The following is a 24,210-nucleotide window of genomic DNA, read 5'->3' on the forward strand; positions in this document are numbered from 1 at the left end:
TGGCTTATGCTTCCTGTTAAACGCTTTATAGATTTTGTTGCGCAAAATACATTATTCCAGCCCGGTACAAAAGTACTGGTGGCGGTTAGCGGGGGCATAGATTCGGTATTAATGGCTCATTTATTCAAGTCTGCAGGTTATTATTTTGGCATAGCGCATTGCAACTTTATGCTGCGGGGCGATGAAGCCAATGCCGACCAGAAATTTACCCGGCAATTGGCCGCACAGCTTGGTGTAAGCTTTCATACCACCAATTTCGATACCAAAACCTATGCGGCCGACAACAAAATATCCATCCAAATGGCGGCGAGGGATCTTAGGTACCGGTGGTTTAATCAGCTTTGCCAAACAGCAGGTTACGAAGCCATTGCGCTTGCACACCATCAGAACGATACGATTGAGACAATATTGTTAAACCTTACGCGGGGTACAGGCATAGCCGGGCTGCATGGTATTTTGCCAAAAAATGGTAACCTGGTGAGGCCACTGCTTTTTTTAACGCGTGATGAAATAGGGGAAATTGTGAGAACCGAGGGGCTGGCTTTTGTGGAGGATAGTTCCAACGCATCGGTGAAATATGCCCGCAATAAACTTCGCCACCAGGTTATCCCTTTACTTAAAGAACTGAACCCTTCGCTGGAAAGTACGTTTGAAAACAATCTGCGCAATTTTCGCGAACTGGAGCAATTGCTGGAGGAGAGGGTTGAAAGCTTACGAAATGAAATTTTGGTGCAGCACCAGGGCGAAATACATATTTCTATCAACGCTATCAAAAAAATATCGCCGCGGCGCCTGTTGCTTTTTAAACTATTGCAGCCTTTCGGGTTCATAGATAACGTAGTTGATGACCTGCTGACCGTACTGGATAAACATGCCGGGCGGATCTTTGAAAGCGGCAGCCACACGCTGGTAGTTGACAGAGGCACACTGATCATCGCTGCCAAAAAAACCAATACACCCGACGCGGTTTTAATAAACGAAGGGACTCATTTTGTAAACTATCAACATTATAAGCTCACGGTTTTGCATGATGATAGCCCGCTTATTGTAAAAGATAATCCACTGGCGGTATCTGTTGATGCCGAGAAACTGACTTATCCATTAACATTGCGTGCCTGGCAACAAGGAGATTATTTTTACCCACTCGGGATGAAAACCCGGCAAAAGCTGAGCGACTTTTTCATCCACCAGAAAGTACCGCTGCATAAAAAAAGTGAAGTGCCTGTGTTGGTAAATGCCAATGGCGATATTATATGGCTTGGCGGCTACCGCCCCGACGAAAGGTATAAAGTGGATAAAAACACTAAAAAAGTTACTATATTCGAATTGATTAAATTATGAGCGATAAAGCCGATTTTACCGAAAAACAGTACCTGGGCCGGGAGTGGATACCAATTACCATCCGCCTTATTTTAGCTATGTTTTGTTTTGCCGCGTACTTTTTTACCGACGAACGCGAACGCAACGGCGATCTGCTGGCCGTAGTTGGCTTCTCTATTATCACCATATCTATCATTCTGGGTTTTGTATTGCACTTTAAAACTATTGTAGCCAATAAAAGTGTTACGCTGGATGGGCTGTGGACTACCCGCCGCGTAAAAATAGACCTCAACAGCATTGTAAAGGCCGAGAAGGGCACTTACAGCCGCTACCTGTTCAATAACCCGGTTTACAACCTCCACACTAAAGGCACTATCCGTTTCTACACCGCCGGCAATGATGCCATCCACCTTACCGATCGGGATGGGCTGCTATACATCATCGGTTCGCAACATGCCAACGAATTTCTCAGGGCGATAAAAGAAGAGATGAAGACGAAGGGGTAGGCGTTTTACCGCAAATATCACCAAGCTTTTATAGGATTACATAAAACACAAAGAGCACTAAGATTTAACCCTTAGTGCTCTTTGTGTTTTAACTATTGATTCGTTTAAAATAATGCTTGTTCGGGCTTGTTCGGGCTGTTCGCGCACCATGCCGAACGCGAACAAGCATGGTTAAGCTGAACACCCCAAATTTCTTAATGCGATTTAAAGCTTGCCAGATCGGTATGCAGATCGCGGAACGAGCTGCGGATGCCGAAGGTTAACATACTGGTTTTATCGTTAAAGGCGGTGTTCTTTTCGGTGCGGTAAATGCCGCCAAGCTCTAACCTAAGATTGTATTTTGGATTAAGCAAAAACGCTACTTTGCCTTGCAGGTAAACCATATTGGTGGTTAAGCCCTGGCCAATATAGTTGCCGTCAACATGGGCCGGGTTCTGGTAGTTTAAGAAAGGGTTTTTACCGTAATTAAGGTTGTTAATATCCAGGCCGTAGTGCCCCAGATCGGCTTCGCCGGAGAAATCAAAACGTTTGTACGAATAGTTAAGCATAGCTACATACTCGCGGAAGTTGGCACCAAATGGATGTGCAAGCGGTTCGCTGTTGGCGGTATAGTTAATTACCGATGCACGCTCTGAATAAGTGTATGGCCTTGCGGTATTGGTTTCGGCCAGGTAGTTCAGGTTCTTAACACCGAACAGGTCTGCGCCTCTGATACCCAGTTGCCAGCCGAATTTATTACGGTAGTTGCCCGGGTTATGAAAAAAGTTTTTCGATTCAAACTCATCCAGTGCAAACTGGCCGTAAAGGGTAAGGCCATCTGTTACTTTTAATTTACTGGTAAGGCCAATCAAGGCGTTATCGGGCGAACCATTTGCTGCCTCTACGGGCCTTAAAAATATAAGGGGGTTAATGTAGCTGAAATCAAAACCGCGGGAGTGGCCGGAGTCATCGGTATTAGACCAGATAACCGAATCAAAGAATCCAAAGGAAAGACGGTTACTTACGTTCCAGTCGAGGTAGTGGAATACACCGAATTTTTTGCGGTCGATAAAGTGATCGCTTGTTGAGGCGGGATCTTCAAACAAGGCCCACATGGCCATGTATTTCACATTGCCTACATCGGCAGTTACCCTGAAAAAGGGCGCTGGCGATGTATTATCAGACAGCAATACCGAACGGTAGCCATCTCCGATGAACGTTTTATCGCGCCCGGCGCTTATGTTGATGAATTTAAATGGCGTGTAAGATACCGTAGCCGTGATGTACGACCAGTTGTAGGCATCCGCGTCGTTTGCTAAGCGGCGTGCATAGGCCTGCCCCGGAACAATGCCCACCTGGTTAATATAGGTGGAGAGGTAATCTGGAAACTTGGCGTTACTTAGATAACCTGCAACGTTGTAGCTGAACTTTTTACCGGCCGAACCGCCAATTTGTAGCCCAAGCGAATTGTAATGGGTGGTTTTTTTGCCCGAAAAATCGCGGCCGATGTTAAAATCGGGCAACAGATCGGCGTAAAAGGTTGAAGTTGTGCTTTTGTAATCAATTAAATGCTCGTTGAAAATTTTGGCATACGCGCCATTTTTTACAACGCCATAGTTTAATAAGGAATCTACACGTGCCCTTAGCAACGAATCATCAGCCAGGAAGGGCTTAAGAGCGGAATGTACCCGGGTTTTGGTAGAATACACATCGGCATTCAGCTTTTGGTAAAACTGGTAATTGTAGGGTTGGTATACAGATTGCGCTTTCGCAACCCCAATAGTAGCCAGTAATATAAAACTGCTGATAAAAATTTTCTTCATATATGCCGGGGTATCAATTCGTACTATTCAAAATAATTCAATGTTTTATAACCACCTTTTTTTAGATGCTCATCTTGTTTGGCCAGGTTCAGGTCTGCCTGAACCATATCTGTAACCAATGCCTGCAGGTCGTACTTCGGTTCCCAACCCAATTGTGTTTTTGCTTTGGAAGGGTCGCCTATTAAAAGTTCCACCTCGGTGGGCCTAAAATATTGGGGATCCACCTTTACAACAGTTTGGCCGAAATGCAAGGCATCCAAATTAAGCACTAATTCGGTTACTCTCGCCTGGTCTATATCTATAATAACGCCTTTTTCGTATTCGTCTTTACCGCTAAATTCAATTTCGATGCCCAACTCCAGGAACGACATTTTAATAAATTCCCTTACGGTGGTAGTTACCCCGGTAGCAATTACAAAATCCTCGGCTTGGTCCTGCTGTAGCATAAGCCACATGGCAACTATATAATCTTTAGCGTGGCCCCAGTCGCGCTGTGCGGAAAGGTTGCCCACATACAAGCAGGTTTGTAACCCTAAGGCTATTTTTGCAACCGCACGCGTAATTTTACGGGTAACAAAAGTTTCCCCGCGTATAGGGCTCTCGTGGTTAAATAAGATACCGTTGCAGGCGTACATGCCATAAGCTTCGCGGTAGTTAACAATTATCCAATAGCCGTATAACTTAGCTACGGCATACGGCGAACGCGGGTAAAATGGCGTGCTTTCGCTTTGCGGAACGGCCTGCACCAAACCATACAACTCGGATGTGGATGCCTGGTAAATACGTGTTTTTTTGGTGAGACCTAACAGCCTTATCGCTTCCAGGATGCGCAAAACGCCTACACCATCGGCATTGGCAGTGTACTCCGGAGTATCAAAGCTTACTTTAACATGGCTTTGCGCGCCAAGGTTATAAATTTCGTCGGGTTGGGTTTCTTGTATCAGCCTGATCAGGTTAGTAGAATCTGTCAGGTCGCCGTAATGGAGGTGCAGTTTAACTCCCTGTTCATGTGGATCGTGGTATAGATGGTCAATTCTATCCGTATTAAAAGATGATGACCTGCGTTTAATGCCATGTACCTCATACCCCTTTTTTAGCAAAAATTCAGCTAAATAGGCACCATCCTGACCTGTTATACCTGTAATTAAAGCTTTTTTCATTAACGAATATTAGGCTAAGCAATTATCTAATTGCAATATTACCAAAATAATCGAAAACGCTGGTATAAGCTGGTATACAAACCTGCTTATATTTTAAATTCCGGCAACGGTATCTTCCAGTTCGCGGTACCATTCTTCGCCGTATTTGCGGATCAGGGGACCCTTTAAAAACTGGTGTACCGATACCTTCAACTCGTTGCCAAAGCTACATGCAGGGCTGCAAATGCTCCAGCGGTCATAATTTAAAACATCAAACTCGGGGTAGGTAGTAATACGGATGGGGTATAAGTGGCAGGATATTGGTTTTTGCCAGGTTATTGCGCCATGCTCGTACGCTTTTTCTATAGCGCATTTGGTGATGCCGTTGTCCCAGGTTACATAAGCACATTCTTTATTAGTATCAACACAAGGGGTCGTATAGTCGCCCTCAAAATCGGTTACATAGGTTCCAACCTCTTCTACCGTGGCAATTCCCTTAGCGGTCATAAAGGGTTTTACTTTTGGGTATATCTCGTCAAGTACATCCAGTTCATCGTAATTCAACGGCGCGCCCGAATCGCCCTCTAAGCAACATGCACCCTTGCACTTGTTAAGGTTACATACAAAATTCTCTTTTACTACATCTTCGTGCAGTAAAACACTCCCTACTTCTATCATAATTATTTTTTTACCGGATTTAAAGCATATTTAAGCCCGCTGGCCTGGGTAAGGTCCATCACCAGGCTACCTACTACCAGTTCCACATGCGCTTTTACGGGGATGCGGTTCTTATCATCGGTGATCCACAAATATAGCTTACTATTTTTGCGGAAGATGCGCCCGGGAATAATAGTTGGACTGAATTTTAGACAATTAAAGGTACCCAGCCCGCATTTTATCTGTTCCTTGCCTAAATAAGTGATCGTGAGCGTGTGTACACCATCTTCGAGGAAATACCTCAGATCGAGTTTGTCATTGATCCTGAGCCCGGATATATCTACATTACGGGCAAAGTAATAGGCAGATAAGAAATCAAATACGTTCCCTGTAAAAGGATAGGTGCCACTATTGGCTGTAATGATATTCTTATCCCTGTCAAATATCACCTTATCGTTATGCTTGTAGCCCCCTTCTTTTCTTTCTTCCGAGTAGTAGTAAGGTAATAGGGTAGTTGGGTTAATAAATGTTTGGTATTGGTTACGCACTTTAAACAGCAGGTTGAAAGTGCCAGCGGTATTTGCTATAGCGTGGATGCGCAAAGCGGGCTTTCCATCAAATTTTTGAGTGCTGTTCTCGGTTTTTATGATGGCCTCCGCCGCTGTGAAAATGCCGTATCTTAACTTATAGGTGATCTGCTCACCGGCCTGAAAAACCACCGCATCGGTTTTAGAGGCTTCCTGGCCGTACACCCTTGGCAGGCAGATGAGTAATAAAAAAGCTAAATAATATTTCTTCATTTAATTGATATGGAACCTCATAGACCGTATTAAGGCCAAACGGTTTAATCGCGGCGTTTATATATGGGTACGGTAGAACACGGCTCGCCAAACATCAGGCTTTTAGCAACAGGCGTAAGTTTTTTTGTTAACTCCACATAAGCAGATACAGGTACAGGCGTATCGCCGCAGCCCTTTATAACCAGGCGCTGGTCGCGGTATTGCTCCACATCCATTGTTGCTATCTGCTTTACAAACAACACGGTCTCTAAAACTTCCGCATCGCCAAAAACTACCTCTCTGGCATAAGGTGCAAGGCGGTTGGCCAGCAACATGTAGGCCCAAGCTGGCACAATGGCATCGGCGCTGCAGGTTACGGCAATAAACTTATCCTGGTAGTGCGCCCAATCGTGCCTCTTTACAAACTCGCGGAAATCTTTTTCGCGCAGCATTAAGCCGTGGAATAAATTATCCTTTATATCATAAACAACGCGTTCTCCTGCCGGATAAAATTGGGCGGGGTCCAGCGTAACCAGCCCGCTTTGCGCAACTTTATTAATTATATTTTCCTGTATTTCCATTATAGGGCCAATATTTATAAAACAAAAAACCGGCAACAGCTATAACGCTATTACCGGTTGTAAAATTACTTTAAATTTAGATTATAAGAACTTTGCGCGGTTATCTTTTACATTGGCCTTATCTTTCAGGGCTTCAAGCACCTGTCCGTCGGCACGCTGTGTAAGCGCCTGGCCTAATGTTTGTTTCTCCCTGATCGCATTTGTTAATGCGGCCGGGTTTACAAAGCTATCAAGTGTATAGATGTAAACACCTTGCGCACCTGCAATTGGTTTTGATAATTTGTTTGGCTGCGCACCAAAAATAGCACCAATAACTTTATACTCGGGGCCCGAAGCTGGTATTACCGGGTTGGCGAATACAACGTTTTGTACCGGTACCACTTTGCTGCCTGCTTTTTGGGCAGCCTGATCGATAGATGAAGCGCCATTTAAAGCTGTCTGCAATTTCTCTGCAAGTTGCTTGCCTTTAGCAATTACCCTAACGGCAGGCTCTATTTGTTTTTTAACAGCATCAAGGCTTAAGTAACCAATTGGTTTAATTTGTGTAAGGCTGCCAATTACGTATTGATCGCCAATAGGGTAAACCTCTTCAGAGAAATCACCTTTTTCTGCTTTAAACGCCCATTTGATTAGTGCACGGGCATTATCAAGGCCAGGCAATACTGCAGCCGTGCCGTTTACATCATCGGCTTTTTTTACAACAAGCCCTGCCTTTTTAGCCTGTGCCTCAAAGTTATCTTTTGTTAACGTACCCAGGAAAGCCTGCGCTTTGTTATAAACTTCATTTTGTGTTTTTTGGGTTGCTTCTAATAGTTTATCAACCTGGGCAACCTTCACTACTTTAGATGAGCCTGTTTCGTTGAGTATTTCTACCAGGTGAACACCAAATTGCGTGGTGAAAATTTTAATGTCGCCTTTTTTGGCAGCAAAAATTATGTCGTCAAAAGCAGGGATCATGGTGCCACGGGCAAATGTACCCAAATCGCCACCTTTTTGGTTAGCGGCTTTATCTGTAGAGAAGCTGTTGGCCAGATCGGCAAATGATTTGCCGCCTATGATCAGTTTTTTAATCGAATCTGCTTTAGCAATCGCTTTATCAATACCGCCTTCAGTAGCCGGGTTTAATAATATATGGCGTGCTTTAACTGAATCCGGCTCTACTCTTGCACTAATCAGCTTTGCTATTTTATAGTTGGTGCCAGATAAGTACGGGCCGTAAACAAAACCAGGTGCCGCGCTGAACATTACCGAATCTAATTTAGGCTCTAACTGGCCTTTTTTAAGATAGGTAATTGGTGTTTTTGTTTCTGAGTTGATCTGCACGAATAAAGAATCGTTTGTTGATGCTTTAAAATCTGCTGCAAGTTTATCAACCTGTGTTTTTATACCAAGGCTATCTTCTTTAGAAGGTGCGGCGTTAAAGCTTACGTAATCAAAGCTGCGTAGTTCCTGTTTGTTTTTAAACTCCGATTTATGCTCGTTGTAGTACGCGCTATAATCATCATCTGTTAAGGTTACTTTGCTATCAGGTATCGAAGCATAATCAAGTACGGTATACTTAAAATTAGCAAGCTTGTTTTTAGCCTGGTAATCGTCTTGCGCGTCAAGCGTGTTTACGTATAAACCGGTACCAACCAAAGCCATGTATTTTTGCCTTTTTTTATCCTTAATTAATTCGGTAAGGAAGGTTCTCCATGATGATAACTGGGCAGTATCAGCCTTAGGGCTTTGCAGGTATTGCAAAAACTGGTTAAGTTTTGATCTATCGAACTGGCCGGTTTGCGGATCGGTAAACTGGCGTGCTATCTGCGGATCGGGGTTAGCGCCGCTCACCATGTTCTGAGTTTCGGCGTCACCAACGGTGATACCTAACTTTTCAATTTCTTTACCAAGCAGCCTGTCGGTCAAAAACTGGTTCCAGGTAGTTTCCTGTAAGTAGCTGGTGATCTGTGGCGAAATGCTTTGGCCAGATTGTTGTTTAAACTGCGCGGTGGAAAGATCTAACCTGTCGTTAAATTCTTTGTAGCTAACGGCAGAGCCGTTAATTTCTCCAATTTCGCTGGCATTGTCCTTAAAAATAGAACTGCCAGACTTAATAACTTCGCCTGCTACAAACGCAAGCAATGCAAAACCAATAAAAATTGCAAGGATTGTTCCCATCCGGTCCCGCAAATAACCCATGATACCCATATAACTCTATATCTATTTTATATTTCTCAAAAAGAGGCGCAAGATACAACTTTTACTAAAATTCTATAACACAAATTTTTGTGTTATGAATTTGAATGCCTATTGCGAAAAACCATCGCCATTAACGTGAATAATTGCTGTGGAATTTTGAAAGATAGGGTGCTGTAGCTTGTCGTCGCTGCTAAAGCTTGTGCCTCTCATCACATCGCCGCCAATTTTTGTCATCTCAACCGGTTTATTGGAGGAGTAGGTCTTTTTCTTTTGATCCCATATCAATTCGTCGGATTTGTATATGGTACCTTCTGAATTTGTAGCTACAACATTTTTATGAAATTCAATAAACTTATTATCATCATGCATCGAGGCCGAGTCGGCAACGATGTTGCCCGCCTCTTTAGCGTCCTTATCTAAAAAAACGATCTTTACGCCGTTGGGCAGTATGCCATACGGTTTTTCTACTTTGTATTCGATATAAAGCGGCGAGGTTAGGCGGAATTTCACCTGTGCCGAATCGCTGAAGATCACATCAAGATCAGTAGTACGCTGTATGGGCTTGGTAGCGTCGGCAGCAGCAATGGCCTTTATTTTATTGATGTCGTTTTCGCAGGCGCTAAAAAGCATAACCACGCATATTGCAGTTAGCCAAACCTTCCCCAATAGCAGCCTGGTAAACATAGGGGGCTTATTAATCATATTTATACTTCACAAACCAAAGGTCGTTTAGCGTGAAGGAGAGGTGCAGGTTTATGTAGTTCTCTTTTACCAGCCCGTTGGTTAAAGTACCGCGTTTGCCGTATTCTGCGGCAAGGTTTATTTTATAAAACGCGGTATTGTTACGTGGCAACGGCAGGCCCAATCCAAAGGTGGCCGCGTATCGTTTGATATTTGTATTATTTACGTAAAGGTAAGTTTGATCATATATCACCCCAAAGCGGTAGTCAACACGTGCAAAATAACTGGATAGCGAATTCATGTTTGGGGTTATTTGCCCGCCAACATTAAATGTTTTGCTGTTTTGCAGGCCTTTGTTTACGCCGGCAACGGTAAGGTCGCTCCAGTTGCCAATGCTGTAATCGGCACCAATTAAATACTTGCCGTCGTATTGGTAGCTCACACCAAAGTGGTGTATCTGCGGCAGGTTTATTTTCGCCTTGGCATCCTTACGATTTATCAGGCTATCTGTGGCAACACCTTCATCGCCACTTTCGGTAAAGTAACTGCTTACAATATAGCTGTTTTGGGTGGTAAGTTTTGAGCTTGTAGAAGCAGAATAACCAAATACAAGGTGTTTTCTGGCAGAGAAATCAAAGCTGTATTGTGCGCCGTAATCGTAAGTAAGGCCGTGGATGCTGTTGCTCTCTTCAACCCTTGAGTTTAAGGTGCCAAATAAATTAGGAACCTCGGTAGATTGTGTTTCTTTTAAGTTGCCAAATATGTATGAAGCATTGGCACCTACCGAAAAGTGGTTGCCTATACGTACACCATAACCTATATATGCTTTTGATAAACCACCATCACCGCTGTATAAGTAGTTTACGGCGTTGGTATCTGCCGGTAAGCTGGTACCAAAGTTGGCTTTCGACTGGCGGTAATTGTAGCCCAGTTCGGTATAAGGCAATAAGCCAAAGCTAAGTGCCGATCTTTTTGACAAAGGGATACCGAAAGCCACGTGGCTAAGTCTGAAGCTTGCATTGGTTTGGTTGCTTGCGCCGCTTTTGCTTAGGGTATTGATATTGCTTGAAATACCAGCATCGATAACCGTATAGTTGATAGACGAATATGCTGCCGGGTTTAAAAAGTTAATGTAGTTGTAACTGTTTATTTTGTTGATAGCGGCACCAATACCACCCATTGCCGCTTGTTGAGGTAAAACGGTAGGGCTAAGGTCGCCAAGGCCATATCGCGAATACGGGGAACTTGTAGTTGCAGTAGATTGCGCGTTTGCGCCCAATGCGGTGGCGGCCAGAGAAAGTATTAGTACGAACCTTATATATCTAATCATTATGCTTTTGTATAGCTGCGTTTAAACCTTTTAGAACCAGGTAAGGCTCATTTTTTATATAGGGGGCAAAGATGCTATTTTTTAACAGCGTATCAAAAAAAATACTATCGCCCCCGTGTAGTATGATATTGTACGCTTTTTGTGTTTTTATGTAAGCTTCTATAAAGCCCGTAAGCTCGTGTTTTATGCCGTTTTGTACCCCCGATGTAATGGCCGATGCAGTATCGTCGCCATACGCGCTATTGAAATCTTCATCAACCTCAATTATCGGCAGCGCGCCGGTATAATAATTTAAGGCTTTATAACGCATTTTTAAACCCGGTGATATGCTGCCGCCAAAATAATTTGCCCCGGCATCCACATAATCGTAAGTAATGGTGGTGCCCCCACCTATGATCATGTTGTTTGCTTGCGGGTATAGGTGGTTTGCGCCTATTACGGCTGCCAGCCTATCCGGCCCAAGTGTTTTTGGTGTTTTATAATGGTTGTTTATACCGCTGGCAATACTGCTGTTAAAATGTACAACCGTAAATTTATCCTCGAGCATTAGTTGCCAGGGCTCTTTTTCTTTTTTTACTGACGAGGATATCACTTTTTCTACCCGGTATTTACCCAGCAGGCTATTTATCTCATCTGCACCTGGTTGCTGGTATTGCTGCACCTGTAGCAAGTCGTTATCGCTAAAAACGGCGATCTTGGTGAGGGTGTTGCCAATATCAATAACCAGGCTGGTCATTTAGGCCTTCGCCAGCGCTAATATCGATTCAAATATCGCCAGCCCATCCTCGTTACCAACCAATGATTCCGATGCACGCTCCGGGTGAGGCATAAAGCCAAACACGTTACGTTCGGCATTACAAACGCCTGCAATATTCTGTATCGAGCCATTAGGGTTGCTTTCGTCGGTGATGTTACCGGCCTCGTCGCAATAGCGGAAAAGTACCTGGTCTTTATCATTTATAGCCTTTAATACGTCGGCATCGGCAAAATAATTGCCTTCGCCATGGGCGATAGGGATCTTTAAAGCACGCTCAAGATCCAATTGGCGAGTAACCAATGAATTTGCCGTTTGCGGTTTTAAATAAATGTTGCGGCAAATGAATTTACGGTTTTTGTTGTGCAGTAACGCGCCTGGTAACAGCCCTGCTTCGGCCAGGATCTGGAAACCGTTGCAGATGCCCAACACTTTACCACCTTTAGCGGCAAATTGTATAACCTCTTGCATAATAGGCGAGAAGCGAGCTATTGCGCCAGAGCGGAGGTAGTCGCCAAAGGAGAAGCCGCCTGGCAAAACAATAAACTCTGCACCTTGCAGATCGTGGTCTTTATGCCACAACCTAACCACCTGCTGGCCCATTACATTTTGCAAAACGTGGATGATATCTTCATCACAATTGGAGCCGGGAAATATTACTACGCCAAATTTCATGCTACAAAACTAATACATAAGCCGAAATTTGAACGAATGTAAAAGTTAAAAAGTGTTAAACTGGAAATATATTATGCTGATAAGCAGCAATAAATACAAACTTTCGTAAAACCATTTGGTGGTGGCGTTCACAAAATAATAGCTGAAAAACACTGCTGCGGGTACAGCACACAATATAAAGTGGTTAATATTAAACGGCGCACGCACATAAAACGACAGCCCTGTTATTAAAAACATGATAAATAATAACTGGAACGATTTGCGCACCTGCACGTAACTTTTGTAGAAGTTTTGCTGTAGTTTAACAAAATAAAGCGCTATGATGATAATTACCGGGATGAGCACGAGGAAATCCAGGTATTCGATATGGATGCTGTTGGGGAACTTTGAACCGAGTGGTGCCCAGATATCATAAAACCGGCCCAGCCTGCCGTTGAGGTAATAAAACACCGCTAAAAAAAAGAAAACGGTTACATAACCCAATATGCCCGAAACCCACTCGCGCCAGTTAAAGGGCTTGAATATTGCAAGGGCTATCCAAATGGCTAAAAACAAGAATATAAAAGGGAAATAAATAAGCGAGCCAACCGCCACAATCATGCCCAGGTCGTAGGCGATGGATTTGGCATCATCGCTTTTATAAAAACTGAGGAGTTTAAACAGCATCCATATCAACAAAAAATTGCAGATAAGGGGGGCGCTCAGCACCATAAACGGGGTGAACAAGGCCGTTAATGTAACATACATTAACGCTGGCAAAAAGGTGGGTTTGCTTAGCAGGTTATAACGGTTTACCAGGTAATTTACCAATACCGCCTGCCCTAAAACCAATACCCCTGCCAAAAACATGTTCATGCCGGGCGAGAAGACGTATTCGTATACTACGGGCACCAACAGACGGGCGAAAGGCTCCACGAAGGTAAACTCCAACTTATCGGGCACCTGCAAAATGTACCCAATACGCAGCGCGAAAAGTAAAATGGCAAGCCACAAAACATTAAGCGGATTATAAACCTTAAAAAAATTGACCATAGCGGCTTGCGTGTTGCGGCAAAATTAGCAGAAAAACGCATGGGATGTCGAATTTCGAATGTTCAATTTTTCGCGGTATATTATTTAGGGGTGCTCAAGAGGGCCTCGCCGTTTCGAATTTATGCTGATTGGGGTTAATAACTCAAAATTAGCAGAAATTCGACATCGTTTACCTCGCATACTTCTTCACCATATCATCCACTATCTGCGCGGTTTCATCGGGGAAGTTTACGTTGATGCGGGTTGGGTCGGCAAGCCAGTTGTTGATATGGGTTGGGAATTGATCATTAATGGTGCTCACCACTTTTACACCCAGTTTTGACGCCGAAAGGGCATTGCATTGCTGCTCGTACTGGCCCTTCATAGGTATCATCATTACTTTTTTACCCATAAACAAGGCTTCGGCAGGGCCCTCGAAGCCGCCACCTGTGAGTAGTCCGGCGCTACTGGCCAGGCTATTGTTAAACCCATCATTATTCACCGGGAATACATGCACGTTGCCTTCGCGGTAGGGCGTTTTGGTGCGCTTGGAGAATACGTGCCACTCAGCATCTGTGCCGCCTAAGTTTTTTAACAGGGTTTTATCGCTGTAAGCAGGCAGGTAAACACTGTAATGGCCCAGGTTCGAGGTCTCCATCCGGCGGATATCGCTGCGGATAACCGGGGTATGGATAAAATCATCGTACCGCTCAAAATGGAAGCCGATATGGTGTGTGGTGGGCGAATAATATTTAAAAAGCCACTCGGCCCAATCCCATGATTTTGGGCGGGGTGTTTTTGGCGAGACAAATGAACATTGGTGACTTAAGGATACCGACCGCACCTTTTGCAAGCGGCAGGCCCAGGCGGTTACGGGTTCAAAATCGTTAATAATGAGGTCGTACTGGCTTAGCGGCATGCTGTGCATATCCTTCCAAAGCTGGCGCAGGTTCATGAGTTTAAACGTAGCCCAGTTATCTACCCCGCCATTTTTACCGAACACAAAGCTAAAACCGTGGAACTTGTGGGCAAGGGGCTGGCTCAGGCTCACTTCGGCCTCGGTACCGCTTACCACCAAGTCAACCTCACCGTATTGCTGTAGCAGGGGAACAATTTCGCGGGCTCGGCTGATATGGCCATTCCCTGTACCCTGTATACCGAACAATATTTTCATAGGCGTAGAATTGCGGGCAATTTAGCAAAGAAAAGTTTATACCATATTATTAAATGGTTAAATGACGATAATTGGCTTCAACAAGCGGCGCAATGCCTTGCTATCTACTTCCTACTTCAATTCGTTAATTTGAAATGTCGCTGTAATCACCGGCACGATTACCTGGAAGCCATTTTCACCATTGATAAATTAAATAATGCCGCGTTTTGATTTTGGGCGTAAAATGATCAACGTTTTTACCCCATCATCAGATCCGGTGTGGAGGATAAGTTCAATACCGCCAGCGCGAATTTAGTGTAATCGCCAATGGTGGTCACCAGCCAGTCGGCGGCTATTATACTGGTTTTGATGTAAAGGATTATAGGGAAAGGCTTTATATCCTCTACGTTTTTCAGCTTACCTTTTGCAGCCAGCAACGCCGGAACGAAGTATACCATCTGTTAGAAAACTGGGGAAATTATAGCCTGCAGCTGCCCGTAGATACCGACCAGTTCGACTGGTGCACCTTCCAGCTGGAATACCGCGACTATATTGATCTGGCCAAAATAGCCCAGCTCATCCCCGTTATCGGCGCCGCTGTTGGCGCAATTGCCAATTACCAGCTCATGGCGCAGTTAGGCGAAACGGCTATGAACTGTTATAGGATGCGGGTGCTGGGGGTGAAGAGGATGGGGAGTTAGGGTTGGAGTTTTAGACTGTAGTTTTAGCTTCAATAGATACGGCGCACTTCTCCTTATGTCACCGCAGCATCAGAAAATAAAAATGTGCTTTTTTGTGAAATGTTTGGGGGTGTGGGTCGTCTGATAGGTATATACATTTAATATGCAAAATAATTACCTCTCCAATATATCACTTCCCATTGTTGCTGCCGCGCCTTACCGCAAACAGGAACTCGCCGTTTTATTTTTAGACATCCGGAACTTTACGGGCCTGATGGAATCACAGCCCGAGCAGTACGTTATCCAGATAGTGCGACGCCTGTTTACCGCTTTCAATCAAATCATAAAAAACTTTAGTGGCAAGATAGTAGAAACCGGGGGCGACAGCCTGTACGCTGTTTTTGGTTTGCAGGATAATCTGCGCGATGCTATGAACAATGCCTACCAGGCAACCCGCGCCATGTTTAAAACGGTTGGTTTGTTCAATAGCTCTTACACAGCGAACGACGATAACGCCCCACTTGAAATGGGTGCCGGTTTACATGCCGGCCGGGTATTTATTGATGAATTTGCTTTGGAAGGCACACCGCAATTAGCCGTAATGGGCTTGCCCGTTAACATCGCTGCACGGCTGCAGGCAAAAACCAAAGAGTTGGGTAACGACCTGCTGATCTCGGAATATGCTTACCAGTTTCTTGGGCAACAGCAATTAGCCGCACGCCAGCAAACGGTAGTGCTACAGGGTATTACGCAACAACTGCAGGTGCGCCTTGCCGGCAGTCCCTACCATAAAGGGCTATTTTTAGAAGAAGCAGAGTTGGAAATGGATTATTTGCTGGCAATATCGGGTTAGTTGGGCCCCGTTATACGCCACTTCATCAACTTATTGCTGGGCAAACGCTCGCGCTTCTGCGTTAGGGGGTGTAGTGGAAAACCCACAGCGGTGCGCAGGGCTGTGAGGCGGCGCGAGGATTTGGAACGGAAAGCCCGCCAGGCGGCAATTATAGCCGATGTGGCAAAATGCTTTGAACGCCGCCCTCACCTGCTATTATTGCTTTGGTTGCCAGGTGGTAAAATAAGGAATGCTCTACTACACCAGGTATCATTTTAACCTGTACGTTAAGCTCCCGGGCATTCGGCATTTCGGTAAAATAAACATCTACCAGCATGTTGCCATTATCAGAGATCAGAGCGCCATCTTTTTGAGTGCTCATCCGCTGGGTAATGGTAGCCAGCGGGAACATACCTGCCGCCTTGGTAAGCACAATTTGCAGGGCCTGCGGGAGGATCTCGATCACCAGCGGATAAGCGGCATTCAAGTGCTTTGCGAATTTACTTTCGTCGCCCAGTAGTACAAACTCATCAGCCATCGAGGCCAGCACCTTTTCGGTAGTGTGGATACCTCCGCCGCTCTTCAGCGCGTTCAGTTCCGCGTCAAACTGGTCGCAGCCATCAAAGTAAAGGTCCAGTTTGTGAAGCAGGGCCGGGGGCGATACGCGCAAACTGCGCGCGCTTAGCAATTGTGTTGTTTTAAAAGATGATGATGCAAAATTAAGCGAAGCAGCGTATTTGCATTCATTAGCAATTAAATTTACCAGATGCATTATGGTACTGCCTGCGCCCAGGCCAATTGACTGGTTGGGGCCTATGAGGCTCAATGCCGCTTTGGCTGCCGTTAGTTTATGATCTGCCACGCTGTTATGAAACGGGTTAGCTCAGCGTCCATTCCGGTCGCTCGAAGTGGCAGGTGTAGCCATAAGGATTTTTTTGCAGGTAATCCTGGTGTTCGGCTTCCGCGTTCCAAAAATCCGTTTCAGGCACCACTTCGGTCACAATTTTTCCGGGCCATACGCCGGATGCATCCATCTCCGCTATCAGTTGGTTGGCGGTTTCATGCTGCGTTTTGTCCAGGTAAAAAATAGCTGAGCGGTAAGAAGCCCCTATATCGTTACCCTGCCTATTGCGGGTGGTTGGGTTATGGATCTGGAAGAAATATTCCAATAGTTTGCGATAGGATATTATCGCCGGATCAAATGTGACGGCTATACCTTCGGCATGTGTACCGTGATTGCGGTAGGTGGCATTGGGCACATCGCCACCGGTGTAACCCACTACCGTTGAAATAACACCCGGCTGTTGCCTGATAAGTTCTTCTACACCCCAGAAGCAACCACCGGCCAATATGGCTTTTTCAGTATTCATATCGTTTTATTTTTTTATGAACTAAGTTTGGGAACCCCAAAAATGTTTGTTCATCGAAAGTAAAGATAATTTGTGGACGATAGTGAATGGCTGCCCGGTTATTGCATAGTGGTGATAAATTACAGTTTGCTATAATATATTATCCCGGTGCTGTTTGCGTGGTAAAAGAAATTATCGTTTTCATCAGATAAATTATCCCGCTTCCTGCTTAAATCTTTCCAGCAGTTTGTTTACATCCAGTTTGGCGTCCAGGTCTTCGGCATCGGTGGTGTCATCATCGTCGTTATCAGCGTGGAAAGCTTCGGGGGTATAGGTGAACACTTTCCAGTCTTTATCGTGGTATTCCAGCGCTGTGAGGCTTTCTACCCAGTCGCCACTGTTGAGGTATAGTACGCTGCCGGTTTGCTCTGTAGATTGGATCTCACGGATCTCGGCGTGGTGAATGTGCCCGCAAATAACGTAGCTGTATTCTTTTTCTACGGCCAGGTCGGCAGCGGTTTGTTCAAAGGCGTTGATGAATTTTACGGCATCCTTAAACTTGGCCTTCACCTTTTGGGAAAAGCTCATTTTAGGGCGACCCATTGCGGTGAGCAGCCAGTTGGTGAGGCTATTGATGAGGATAAGCGTATCGTACCCTACGGCGCCCAGTTTGGCCAGCCATTTAGAGTGCTGCATGGTAACATCAAACACGTCGCCGTGGAAGATCCATGCTTTTTTACCATCGATATTTAAAACTACTTTATTAAGGAGCTGGAAGGTACCGAGGTCGAAATCGGTAAACTTGCGTAGCATCTCGTCGTGATTGCCAGTTAGGTAATACACGGGGATGCCTTCGGTTACAAATTTGAGGATGCGGCGCACCACTTTCATGTGCGTTTCGGGCCAGTACGATTTACTGAACTGCCAGATATCAATAATGTCGCCGTTGAGGATAAGCATTTTTGGTTTAATGCTTTTCAGGTATTTCAGTAGTTCTTTGGCGTGGCAGCCGTATGTGCCTAAGTGCACATCAGATATAATAACGATATCAACTTCTCTTTTAGCCATTCAATTTGGGGGCAATTGTGCAGCCCGATAAAAAATACCGGTATAAAACAGGGAGGTTGCTTTGGGGCAGGCGGTTATTCGTCGTCCTCGTCTTCATTAACCTTTAGTTCGTAAGGGCTCAGATAGAATGCGCCAAGCAACACCAGCAATCCAACTACAAACAAGTAAGTAAACTCAAAATTCATCTTGTATTGTTTTTACAAATATCCTATTATCAAATGATTATACTGTTAAGACTATATTAAATGTAAAAGGTTTCTTTTTTAAGAAAATATATATCTATAACAATCCAAGCGAGGAGTTAGGTCGATTATTTGTGCTTATGCTTAAAATTATCTGCCACTATTTAGCGATTTTTTTATCCGCTCCAGCTGATTTAAATGGTGCTGCAGATGTATACGGATAAACTTAAACCATTGTTCGGCATTCAGCATACCTAAGCGGGGGTGCTCCCATTTGGCACGGAGAGAGGCATCGGGGAGTAACTTTGCGGTGTCTTCTACCCGTTTACGTACTTTGATGATGAGGTTTTTGGCCTCTTCTAAGGTGATTTTCTTTGGTGCCATTTTAGCGGCGACGGATTCGGGCACCTGCACTTTAAACGGTGGGAAGCTACCGGTAAGCATGAGGTAATACCCCCAAAGGTTCATACCCATTTTAGTAGGCAGGCAATTATTATTGGTGCAACGCTCCAAAGCGATTGATGAGCCCAGACTGGCCTTGAGGATATGGTCGTACACCTCAGCGTAACTCCAGCCGCCGATGGGCGGGATGGTGGTGAATTGCTCTTCGGTAAAGCCGTCCAGTTGTTCGCGGTAGCTGTCTAATCCTGTTTCGATGGCGCGGCGCTCTTTGGCGATGTTCATAGTAGTAAAGTTAACTCTTTTAAATGGGTTATCTGTACGGGCACATCGGCAGGTTTTTCTAAACCGAGGGGGTTAAAATAGATAGCATCCATCCCAAAACCCAGTGCCCCGCGGATATCGGCTTCAATGCTGTCGCCTATCATCAGGCTTTCTTCTTTAGTGGTACGGGCCAGGTCTATGGCATGTTGAAAGATGAGCGGATCGGGTTTGTTTACGCCCACTACTTCGGAGATAATGATGTTTTGAAAGTATTTCACCAGCCCGGTGCCGTTCACTTTAAGCGTGGTGGAATCTTTGAAACCGTTGGAAATTAAATGCAATGTATACTTCGACTGCAGGTACTCCAGTGTTTCGTGCGCGTGGGGGAACAGGTTGGTTTTGGTAGGGCATAGGTTTACGTAAGCGTCCTCAAAATCAGCCGGCATTAAATCGGGGTGCAGGCCAAGTTCGGTAAAGGTTGATTTGAAGCGGGCATCGCGCAGCTCGTCTTTGGTGATCTCGCCTAAGTGGTATTGCGCCCAAAGGCGGTGGTTGTGGCGGGTGTAGGTTTCGATGAATAGGTCGGCAGAATGCAGGCCGATATCTCTTAAATTATAAGTGCCATAAAGTTCGTGTAGGGCTTCTTCGGCGTTTTTATCAAAATCCCAGATGGTGTGGTCGAGGTCGAAGAAGATGTGGGTGTATTTAGTGGCGGATATGGGATGATCGATTTCGGATTTGGGCATGAGGCAAAGTTAGAAGATGTTCTTCTAAAAAACATACAGGTCAATATCAAATTCAATGTCGAGTTCCTTTATTAATTTATTATACCGCTTATCTAAATGCACCCATGGCGTGCTTTCATCATTGTCTCTATAGGTAAATATAGCACAGGCAAACTCACAGTAGTATTTATCGCAAAGCAATTTAAATGCATCTTCCTTCTGCTCAATGATATCCAATAGGGCATTCATCTGCGCTTCAAAATCGGCGTACTCATCCAGTCCGCTACTCATAGACCAGCTATTATTTGTTTTTAAAGGAGAATCAGGATTGTTTGGGTTCCGCTTATCCCCTTTTACAGCCGTATGCGCGGGCGCGATACCCAGCATCGTGGTTATATCATCGTGCGTTATATCTTCAAAATCTACAATTTTAAACAGCAGATCAACTTTTTTTTTCTTCATCACTTAGTTTTAATAAATCCGAAATCGAAAATCCCCATTCCGAAATCCCCCTCACACCTTCTCCCCAAACGCCAGATCCCCCGCATCGCCAAGCCCCGGCACAATGTAACTCTTACTCGTCATTTCCTCATCCACGGCGCAAACCCAAATTTTTACTTTGGGCAGGTTGGCGCGCACATGGGTGATGCCTTCTGTACTGGCAATTACGGCGGCGACGTGCAGTTCGGCAATGTTGTATTGAGCCAGTAGTTCTTTACAAACATTTACTACGCTTTGCCCGGTGGCCAGCATGGTATCAATCATAATTAAAACTTTACCATCCAGGTTTGGGGTGCTGATGTGGTCTACCTGTATGGTAAAGCTGCCGTTCTTTTTGGTCTTACGGCAGGCGGTAACAAAGGCCGATTCGGATTGCTCAAAAAACTCCATAAAACCCTGGTGAAAGGGCAGGCCGGCCCGCAGGATCGTTGCCAATACCGGTTGCTGCTCCGGCACGTTTACGTTACAGATACCTAAAGGCGTTTGCACTTCCTTCACCTCGTACTTCAGCGTTTTGCTGACCTCGTAGGCCAGTATAGCACCTAGTTTTTCCTGGCTGCGGCGAAAGCGGGCGCGGTCCTGCTGGGTGGTTACATCGCGCATATCGGCGAGGTACAGGTTAGCAATACTATCGGTTTTATTGAGGATGAAAGGCATGTGGTAGATTTGAGATGTTAGATATGAGATTTGAGATTTGAGATCGGAGTTATTCCGGCTTCTTATCTTTATAAAGGTTGTTAAATTGGCGGAAACTTGCAATCAATCTGTAAATAATTTCGTTTAGTAAAAAGCTGCTGCCATAGGGTTGTCACTAACCGGGTGTAGCTTTGATTTGTTGACGACGGGTGCCACCACTTTGTAGGGCAGCTAATCTCAAATCTTATATCTAACATCTCAAATCTATATCTTTGTATAAATGGATTTTAAAATAACTTCTCAGTACGTACCCTCCGGTGATCAGCCAACCGCCATTAAGCAATTGGTTGATGGTGTAAATAACGCTGACCCTTTCCAAACCCTGCTTGGGGTTACCGGTTCGGGCAAAACGTTTACCATTGCCAACGTTATTGAGCAAACCCAAAAGCCTACGCTGATCCTCAGTCACAATAAGACACTGGCAGCTCAGCTCTACGGCGAGTTTAAACAGTTCTTCCCGGATAACGCCGTGAACTACTTTGTATCCTATTATGATTATTACCAGCCGGAGGCTTTTATCCCTTCGTCTAACACCTATATCGAAAAAGACCTACAGATAAACGAGGAGATAGAAAAATTGCGCCTCCGTACCACTTCCGCATTAATGAGCGGCAGAAGGGACGTAATTGTGGTATCGTCCATTTCCTGCATTTATGGTATGGGTAACCCCGAGGATTTTGCCAACTCGGTATTCAAATTCGCAGTGGGTACACGCATCAGCCGTAACGCTTTTTTGCACCGACTGGTAGAGATCCTTTACGCCCGTACCACCGCCGATTTTAAACGTGGTACGTTTAGGGTGAAGGGCGACACAGTGGATATTTTCCCGGCGTATATGGATTACGCCTATCGCATTTCCTTCTTCGGCGATGATATTGAAGAGCTGAGTACCTTTGATATCAGCACCGGCAAAACCATTGAGAAAATGACACACATGGTGGTTTATCCAGCCAACCTGTATGTTGCCCCGCGCGAACGTTTCCAGCAATCGGTTTGGGCCATACAGGCAGAACTGGAAGCACGAAAGAAACAATTTATAGATGACGGCCGCTTTATTGAAGCCAAGCGCCTGGAAGAAAGGGTTAATTACGACCTGGAGATGATCCGCGAGCTGGGCTATTGCAGCGGTATAGAAAACTATTCCCGCTTTTTTGATGGCCGCGAACCCGGTATGCGCCCCTTCTGCCTGCTGGATTATTTCCCGGATGATTACCTGATGGTAATTGACGAAAGCCACGTTACTGTTCCGCAGATCCGCGCGATGTATGGCGGCGACAGGTCGAGGAAGATCTCTTTGGTTGATTATGGTTTCCGTTTACCTGCCGCGATGGATAACCGCCCGCTCAACTTCCAGGAGTTTGAACGGCTGGCACCCCAGACCATTTATGTGAGCGCGACCCCTGCCGATTTCGAACTCGAAAAATCGGGTGGCGTGGTGGTGGAGCAGGTGATCCGCCCTACAGGATTGTTGGACCCTTTAATTGAGATTCGCCCCGTGATAAATCAAGTGGATGACCTGCTTGATGAAGTTGATAGAACCATAAAAATGGGTGACCGCATTTTGGTAACCACCCTAACCAAGCGCATGGCCGAAGAACTGGCCAAGTATATGGACAGGCTCGGTATCAAATGCCGATACATCCATTCGGAGGTGAAAACCTTACAGCGTGTGGAGATTTTACGTGGATTACGCCTAGGAGAATTTGACGTGCTGATCGGGATCAATCTATTGCGCGAAGGGCTGGATTTACCCGAGGTATCATTAGTTGCCATTTTGGATGCGGATAAGGAAGGGTTCCTGAGGTCGGAACGCTCGCTGATACAAACCATTGGGCGTGCAGCCCGTAACGATAGGGGCCGGGTGATCATGTACGCCGATAAGATAACCGATTCGATGGCGATCACTATGTCGGAAACTAATCGCCGCCGCGAATTGCAGGTGAAATATAACGAGGCGCATGGCATCGTACCAAGAACGGTTGGCAAATCGCGCGAGGAAATTATGGAGCAAACCTCCGTTGTCGACTTTAAAGGCGGTGTGCAGAAGGCCTACGTAGAGAATGACGCCATTACTCTCGCTGCCGACCCTATTGTGCAATACATGACCAAGGCAGATATGAAAAAATCTGTTGAGAGTACCCGCAAGGATATGGTTGCCGCCGCCAAGAATATGGACTTCCTCCTTGCCGCCAAACTGCGCGACGAAATGTTTGCACTGGAGAAGCTGATGGAAGAGAAGTTTAGTTAATTTGAAAATGTAGTTCATCTTCAAATCTATAGAATATCATATCCAAACAATTATTACGTTATACTACTTATATTTGTAAGCCAAAATATTAAAAGATGTTACTTAAAGTATTAATTATAATTATTTGTATCCTGTACATCGTCCGCTATGTTTTTAAACTATTGCTGCCGGCGATATTCAGGACTGTAATAAACAACGCCCAGCAGCAACATGCCGGCCAGCAGCAAAATTACCAGCAAACCAAACGGCCGGATGAGCGCGTGAAAGTAGATTATATCCCCGAAGGGCAAAAAGGTAAAGTGCCTGATAGTGAAGGGGAATTTGTAGATTACGAGGAAATAAAATAAGCCTCATATGCTTCCCGAGAACCTTTACAAACGCAGGCGTGGCCACGACAACACCTCGCCGCAATTACTGCTTATAGTAACCAACTGCGTTATACTGGCCGTGCTGATATCGCTTTTTTTAACCTGCGATAAGATCAATAACTTCTTTTGGGCGGCCATGGCGCTGCTTGCCTTATACAACGCCTACAACATACGCCGCAACCGCGAAGTGTATAACCGCTTAAATACAATAGTTTACATTATCAGCATTATTGGGATGGCCCTGGTGTTCTACTACATCCATAAGCAACCGCATAACTGTTAATTAACATTCTTTCGCACAAACTATCGTTCCTAATCTCATTCAAATT

27 protein-coding genes are annotated in these 24,210 nt (G+C 45.1%); 7 read left to right on the forward strand and 20 right to left on the reverse strand.

Going from position 1 to position 24,210, the window contains the following annotated elements; all coding sequences use genetic code 11:
- Nucleotides 1-6: 6 nt before the first annotated feature.
- On the forward strand, nt 7-1,341 hold the full coding sequence (gene tilS, locus EPL05_RS17550) for a tRNA lysidine(34) synthetase TilS (protein WP_128535289.1): 1,335 nt from the start codon (nt 7-9) through the stop codon (nt 1,339-1,341).
- Nucleotides 1,338-1,826 (forward strand): hypothetical protein, encoded by a 489-nt coding sequence (locus tag EPL05_RS17555; RefSeq protein ID WP_128535290.1) that lies wholly within the window; start codon nt 1,338-1,340, stop codon nt 1,824-1,826. The genes tilS and EPL05_RS17555 overlap by 4 nt, the downstream gene beginning before the upstream one ends.
- Nucleotides 1,827-2,020: 194 nt before the next feature.
- Here EPL05_RS17555 and EPL05_RS17560 read toward each other — a convergent pair whose 3' ends face one another.
- The 13 genes from EPL05_RS17560 to EPL05_RS24370 all read right to left on the reverse strand — a co-directional run bounded on the left by EPL05_RS17560 (nt 2,021) and on the right by EPL05_RS24370 (nt 15,027).
- A complete protein-coding gene (locus EPL05_RS17560) occupies nt 2,021-3,628 on the reverse strand; it encodes a gliding motility protein RemB (protein ID WP_128535291.1) in 1,608 nt (535 codons plus the stop codon).
- Nucleotides 3,629-3,651: 23 nt separating this feature from the next.
- Entirely contained in the window at nt 3,652-4,788 is a 1,137-nt protein-coding gene (gmd, locus tag EPL05_RS17565; RefSeq protein WP_128535292.1) for a GDP-mannose 4,6-dehydratase, read from the reverse strand.
- 93 nt (nt 4,789-4,881) lie between these two features.
- The gene (locus EPL05_RS17570; protein WP_128535293.1) at nt 4,882-5,445 is read right to left on the reverse strand and encodes a DUF3109 family protein; all 564 of its coding nucleotides are present in this window, start codon (nt 5,443-5,445) and stop codon (nt 4,882-4,884) included.
- A gap of 2 nt (nt 5,446-5,447) precedes the next feature.
- The gene (locus tag EPL05_RS17575; RefSeq protein ID WP_128535294.1) at nt 5,448-6,224 is read right to left on the reverse strand and encodes a DUF3108 domain-containing protein; all 777 of its coding nucleotides are present in this window, start codon (nt 6,222-6,224) and stop codon (nt 5,448-5,450) included.
- Nucleotides 6,225-6,268: 44 nt separating this feature from the next.
- Nucleotides 6,269-6,784 (reverse strand): DUF2480 family protein, encoded by a 516-nt coding sequence (locus EPL05_RS17580; protein WP_128535295.1) that lies wholly within the window; start codon nt 6,782-6,784, stop codon nt 6,269-6,271.
- Nucleotides 6,785-6,865: 81 nt separating this feature from the next.
- Nucleotides 6,866-8,974: a peptidylprolyl isomerase gene (locus EPL05_RS17585; RefSeq protein WP_128535296.1), complete on the reverse strand. Its 2,109-nt coding sequence runs from the start codon at nt 8,972-8,974 to the stop codon at nt 6,866-6,868.
- Between the two features lie 99 nt (nt 8,975-9,073).
- Complete coding sequence (lptC, locus tag EPL05_RS17590) at nt 9,074-9,667, reverse strand: LPS export ABC transporter periplasmic protein LptC (protein ID WP_128535297.1); 594 nt, start codon at nt 9,665-9,667, stop codon at nt 9,074-9,076.
- Entirely contained in the window at nt 9,660-10,976 is a 1,317-nt protein-coding gene (locus EPL05_RS17595) for a hypothetical protein (RefSeq protein ID WP_128535298.1), read from the reverse strand. The genes lptC and EPL05_RS17595 overlap by 8 nt, the downstream gene beginning before the upstream one ends.
- Nucleotides 10,969-11,712, reverse strand: a complete 744-nt coding sequence (locus tag EPL05_RS17600; protein WP_128535299.1) for a type III pantothenate kinase — start codon at nt 11,710-11,712, stop codon at nt 10,969-10,971. The genes EPL05_RS17595 and EPL05_RS17600 overlap by 8 nt, the downstream gene beginning before the upstream one ends.
- Complete coding sequence (gene purQ, locus EPL05_RS17605; RefSeq protein ID WP_128535300.1) at nt 11,713-12,405, reverse strand: phosphoribosylformylglycinamidine synthase subunit PurQ; 693 nt, start codon at nt 12,403-12,405, stop codon at nt 11,713-11,715.
- A 45-nt stretch (nt 12,406-12,450) separates the two neighbouring features.
- Nucleotides 12,451-13,437, reverse strand: a complete 987-nt coding sequence (locus EPL05_RS17610) for a DUF6427 family protein (protein WP_128535301.1) — start codon at nt 13,435-13,437, stop codon at nt 12,451-12,453.
- A gap of 169 nt (nt 13,438-13,606) precedes the next feature.
- Complete coding sequence (locus tag EPL05_RS17615) at nt 13,607-14,590, reverse strand: glycosyltransferase family protein (protein WP_128535302.1); 984 nt, start codon at nt 14,588-14,590, stop codon at nt 13,607-13,609.
- Between the two features lie 236 nt (nt 14,591-14,826).
- Nucleotides 14,827-15,027 carry a hypothetical protein gene (locus tag EPL05_RS24370; protein ID WP_243837320.1) on the reverse strand — a complete coding sequence of 67 codons (201 nt, stop codon included), beginning with the start codon at nt 15,025-15,027 and terminating at the stop codon, nt 14,827-14,829.
- Here EPL05_RS24370 and EPL05_RS17620 point away from each other — a divergent pair.
- Complete coding sequence (locus tag EPL05_RS17620) at nt 14,968-15,270, forward strand: EcsC family protein (RefSeq protein WP_243837329.1); 303 nt, start codon at nt 14,968-14,970, stop codon at nt 15,268-15,270. The two genes, EPL05_RS24370 and EPL05_RS17620, sit on opposite strands and share 60 nt — an antisense overlap.
- 142 nt (nt 15,271-15,412) lie before the next feature.
- Nucleotides 15,413-16,102, forward strand: coding sequence for an adenylate/guanylate cyclase domain-containing protein (locus EPL05_RS17625; protein WP_128535303.1), 690 nt, complete (start codon nt 15,413-15,415; stop codon nt 16,100-16,102).
- Between the two features lie 148 nt (nt 16,103-16,250).
- On the opposite strand, the gene rpiA is transcribed toward EPL05_RS17625, so the two are convergent.
- The 7 genes from rpiA to upp form a co-directional block, all read right to left on the reverse strand.
- The gene (gene rpiA, locus EPL05_RS17630; protein WP_128535304.1) at nt 16,251-16,943 is read right to left on the reverse strand and encodes a ribose 5-phosphate isomerase A; all 693 of its coding nucleotides are present in this window, start codon (nt 16,941-16,943) and stop codon (nt 16,251-16,253) included.
- Nucleotides 16,944-16,959: 16 nt separating this feature from the next.
- Nucleotides 16,960-17,451, reverse strand: a complete 492-nt coding sequence (msrA, locus tag EPL05_RS17635) for a peptide-methionine (S)-S-oxide reductase MsrA (protein ID WP_128535305.1) — start codon at nt 17,449-17,451, stop codon at nt 16,960-16,962.
- A gap of 192 nt (nt 17,452-17,643) precedes the next feature.
- Nucleotides 17,644-18,498, reverse strand: coding sequence for a UDP-2,3-diacylglucosamine diphosphatase (locus EPL05_RS17640; protein WP_128535306.1), 855 nt, complete (start codon nt 18,496-18,498; stop codon nt 17,644-17,646).
- 332 nt (nt 18,499-18,830) lie between these two features.
- Entirely contained in the window at nt 18,831-19,364 is a 534-nt protein-coding gene (locus EPL05_RS17645; RefSeq protein ID WP_128535307.1) for a DinB family protein, read from the reverse strand.
- Nucleotides 19,361-20,089 (reverse strand): YjjG family noncanonical pyrimidine nucleotidase, encoded by a 729-nt coding sequence (locus tag EPL05_RS17650; RefSeq protein WP_128535308.1) that lies wholly within the window; start codon nt 20,087-20,089, stop codon nt 19,361-19,363. Before EPL05_RS17650 ends, EPL05_RS17645 begins: the two co-directional genes overlap by 4 nt.
- Nucleotides 20,090-20,113: 24 nt before the next feature.
- The gene (locus tag EPL05_RS17655; RefSeq protein ID WP_128535309.1) at nt 20,114-20,530 is read right to left on the reverse strand and encodes a DUF4279 domain-containing protein; all 417 of its coding nucleotides are present in this window, start codon (nt 20,528-20,530) and stop codon (nt 20,114-20,116) included.
- Between the two features lie 51 nt (nt 20,531-20,581).
- Nucleotides 20,582-21,226 carry a uracil phosphoribosyltransferase gene (upp, locus tag EPL05_RS17660; RefSeq protein WP_128535310.1) on the reverse strand — a complete coding sequence of 215 codons (645 nt, stop codon included), beginning with the start codon at nt 21,224-21,226 and terminating at the stop codon, nt 20,582-20,584.
- A gap of 259 nt (nt 21,227-21,485) precedes the next feature.
- Here upp and uvrB point away from each other — a divergent pair, with 259 nt between their 5' ends.
- The 3 genes from uvrB (at nt 21,486) to EPL05_RS17675 (ending at nt 24,164) form a co-directional block, all read left to right on the forward strand.
- Nucleotides 21,486-23,513: an excinuclease ABC subunit UvrB gene (gene uvrB, locus EPL05_RS17665; RefSeq protein WP_128535311.1), complete on the forward strand. Its 2,028-nt coding sequence runs from the start codon at nt 21,486-21,488 to the stop codon at nt 23,511-23,513.
- A 95-nt stretch (nt 23,514-23,608) separates the two neighbouring features.
- Entirely contained in the window at nt 23,609-23,860 is a 252-nt protein-coding gene (locus tag EPL05_RS17670; RefSeq protein ID WP_128535312.1) for a DUF4834 family protein, read from the forward strand.
- A 7-nt stretch (nt 23,861-23,867) separates the two neighbouring features.
- Entirely contained in the window at nt 23,868-24,164 is a 297-nt protein-coding gene (locus EPL05_RS17675; RefSeq protein ID WP_128535313.1) for a hypothetical protein, read from the forward strand.
- Nucleotides 24,165-24,210: the final 46 nt, after the last annotated feature.

Source organism: Mucilaginibacter gilvus (genome assembly GCF_004054195.1).
In the GTDB taxonomy this organism is placed as follows: Bacteria; Bacteroidota; Bacteroidia; order Sphingobacteriales; family Sphingobacteriaceae; genus Mucilaginibacter; species Mucilaginibacter gilvus.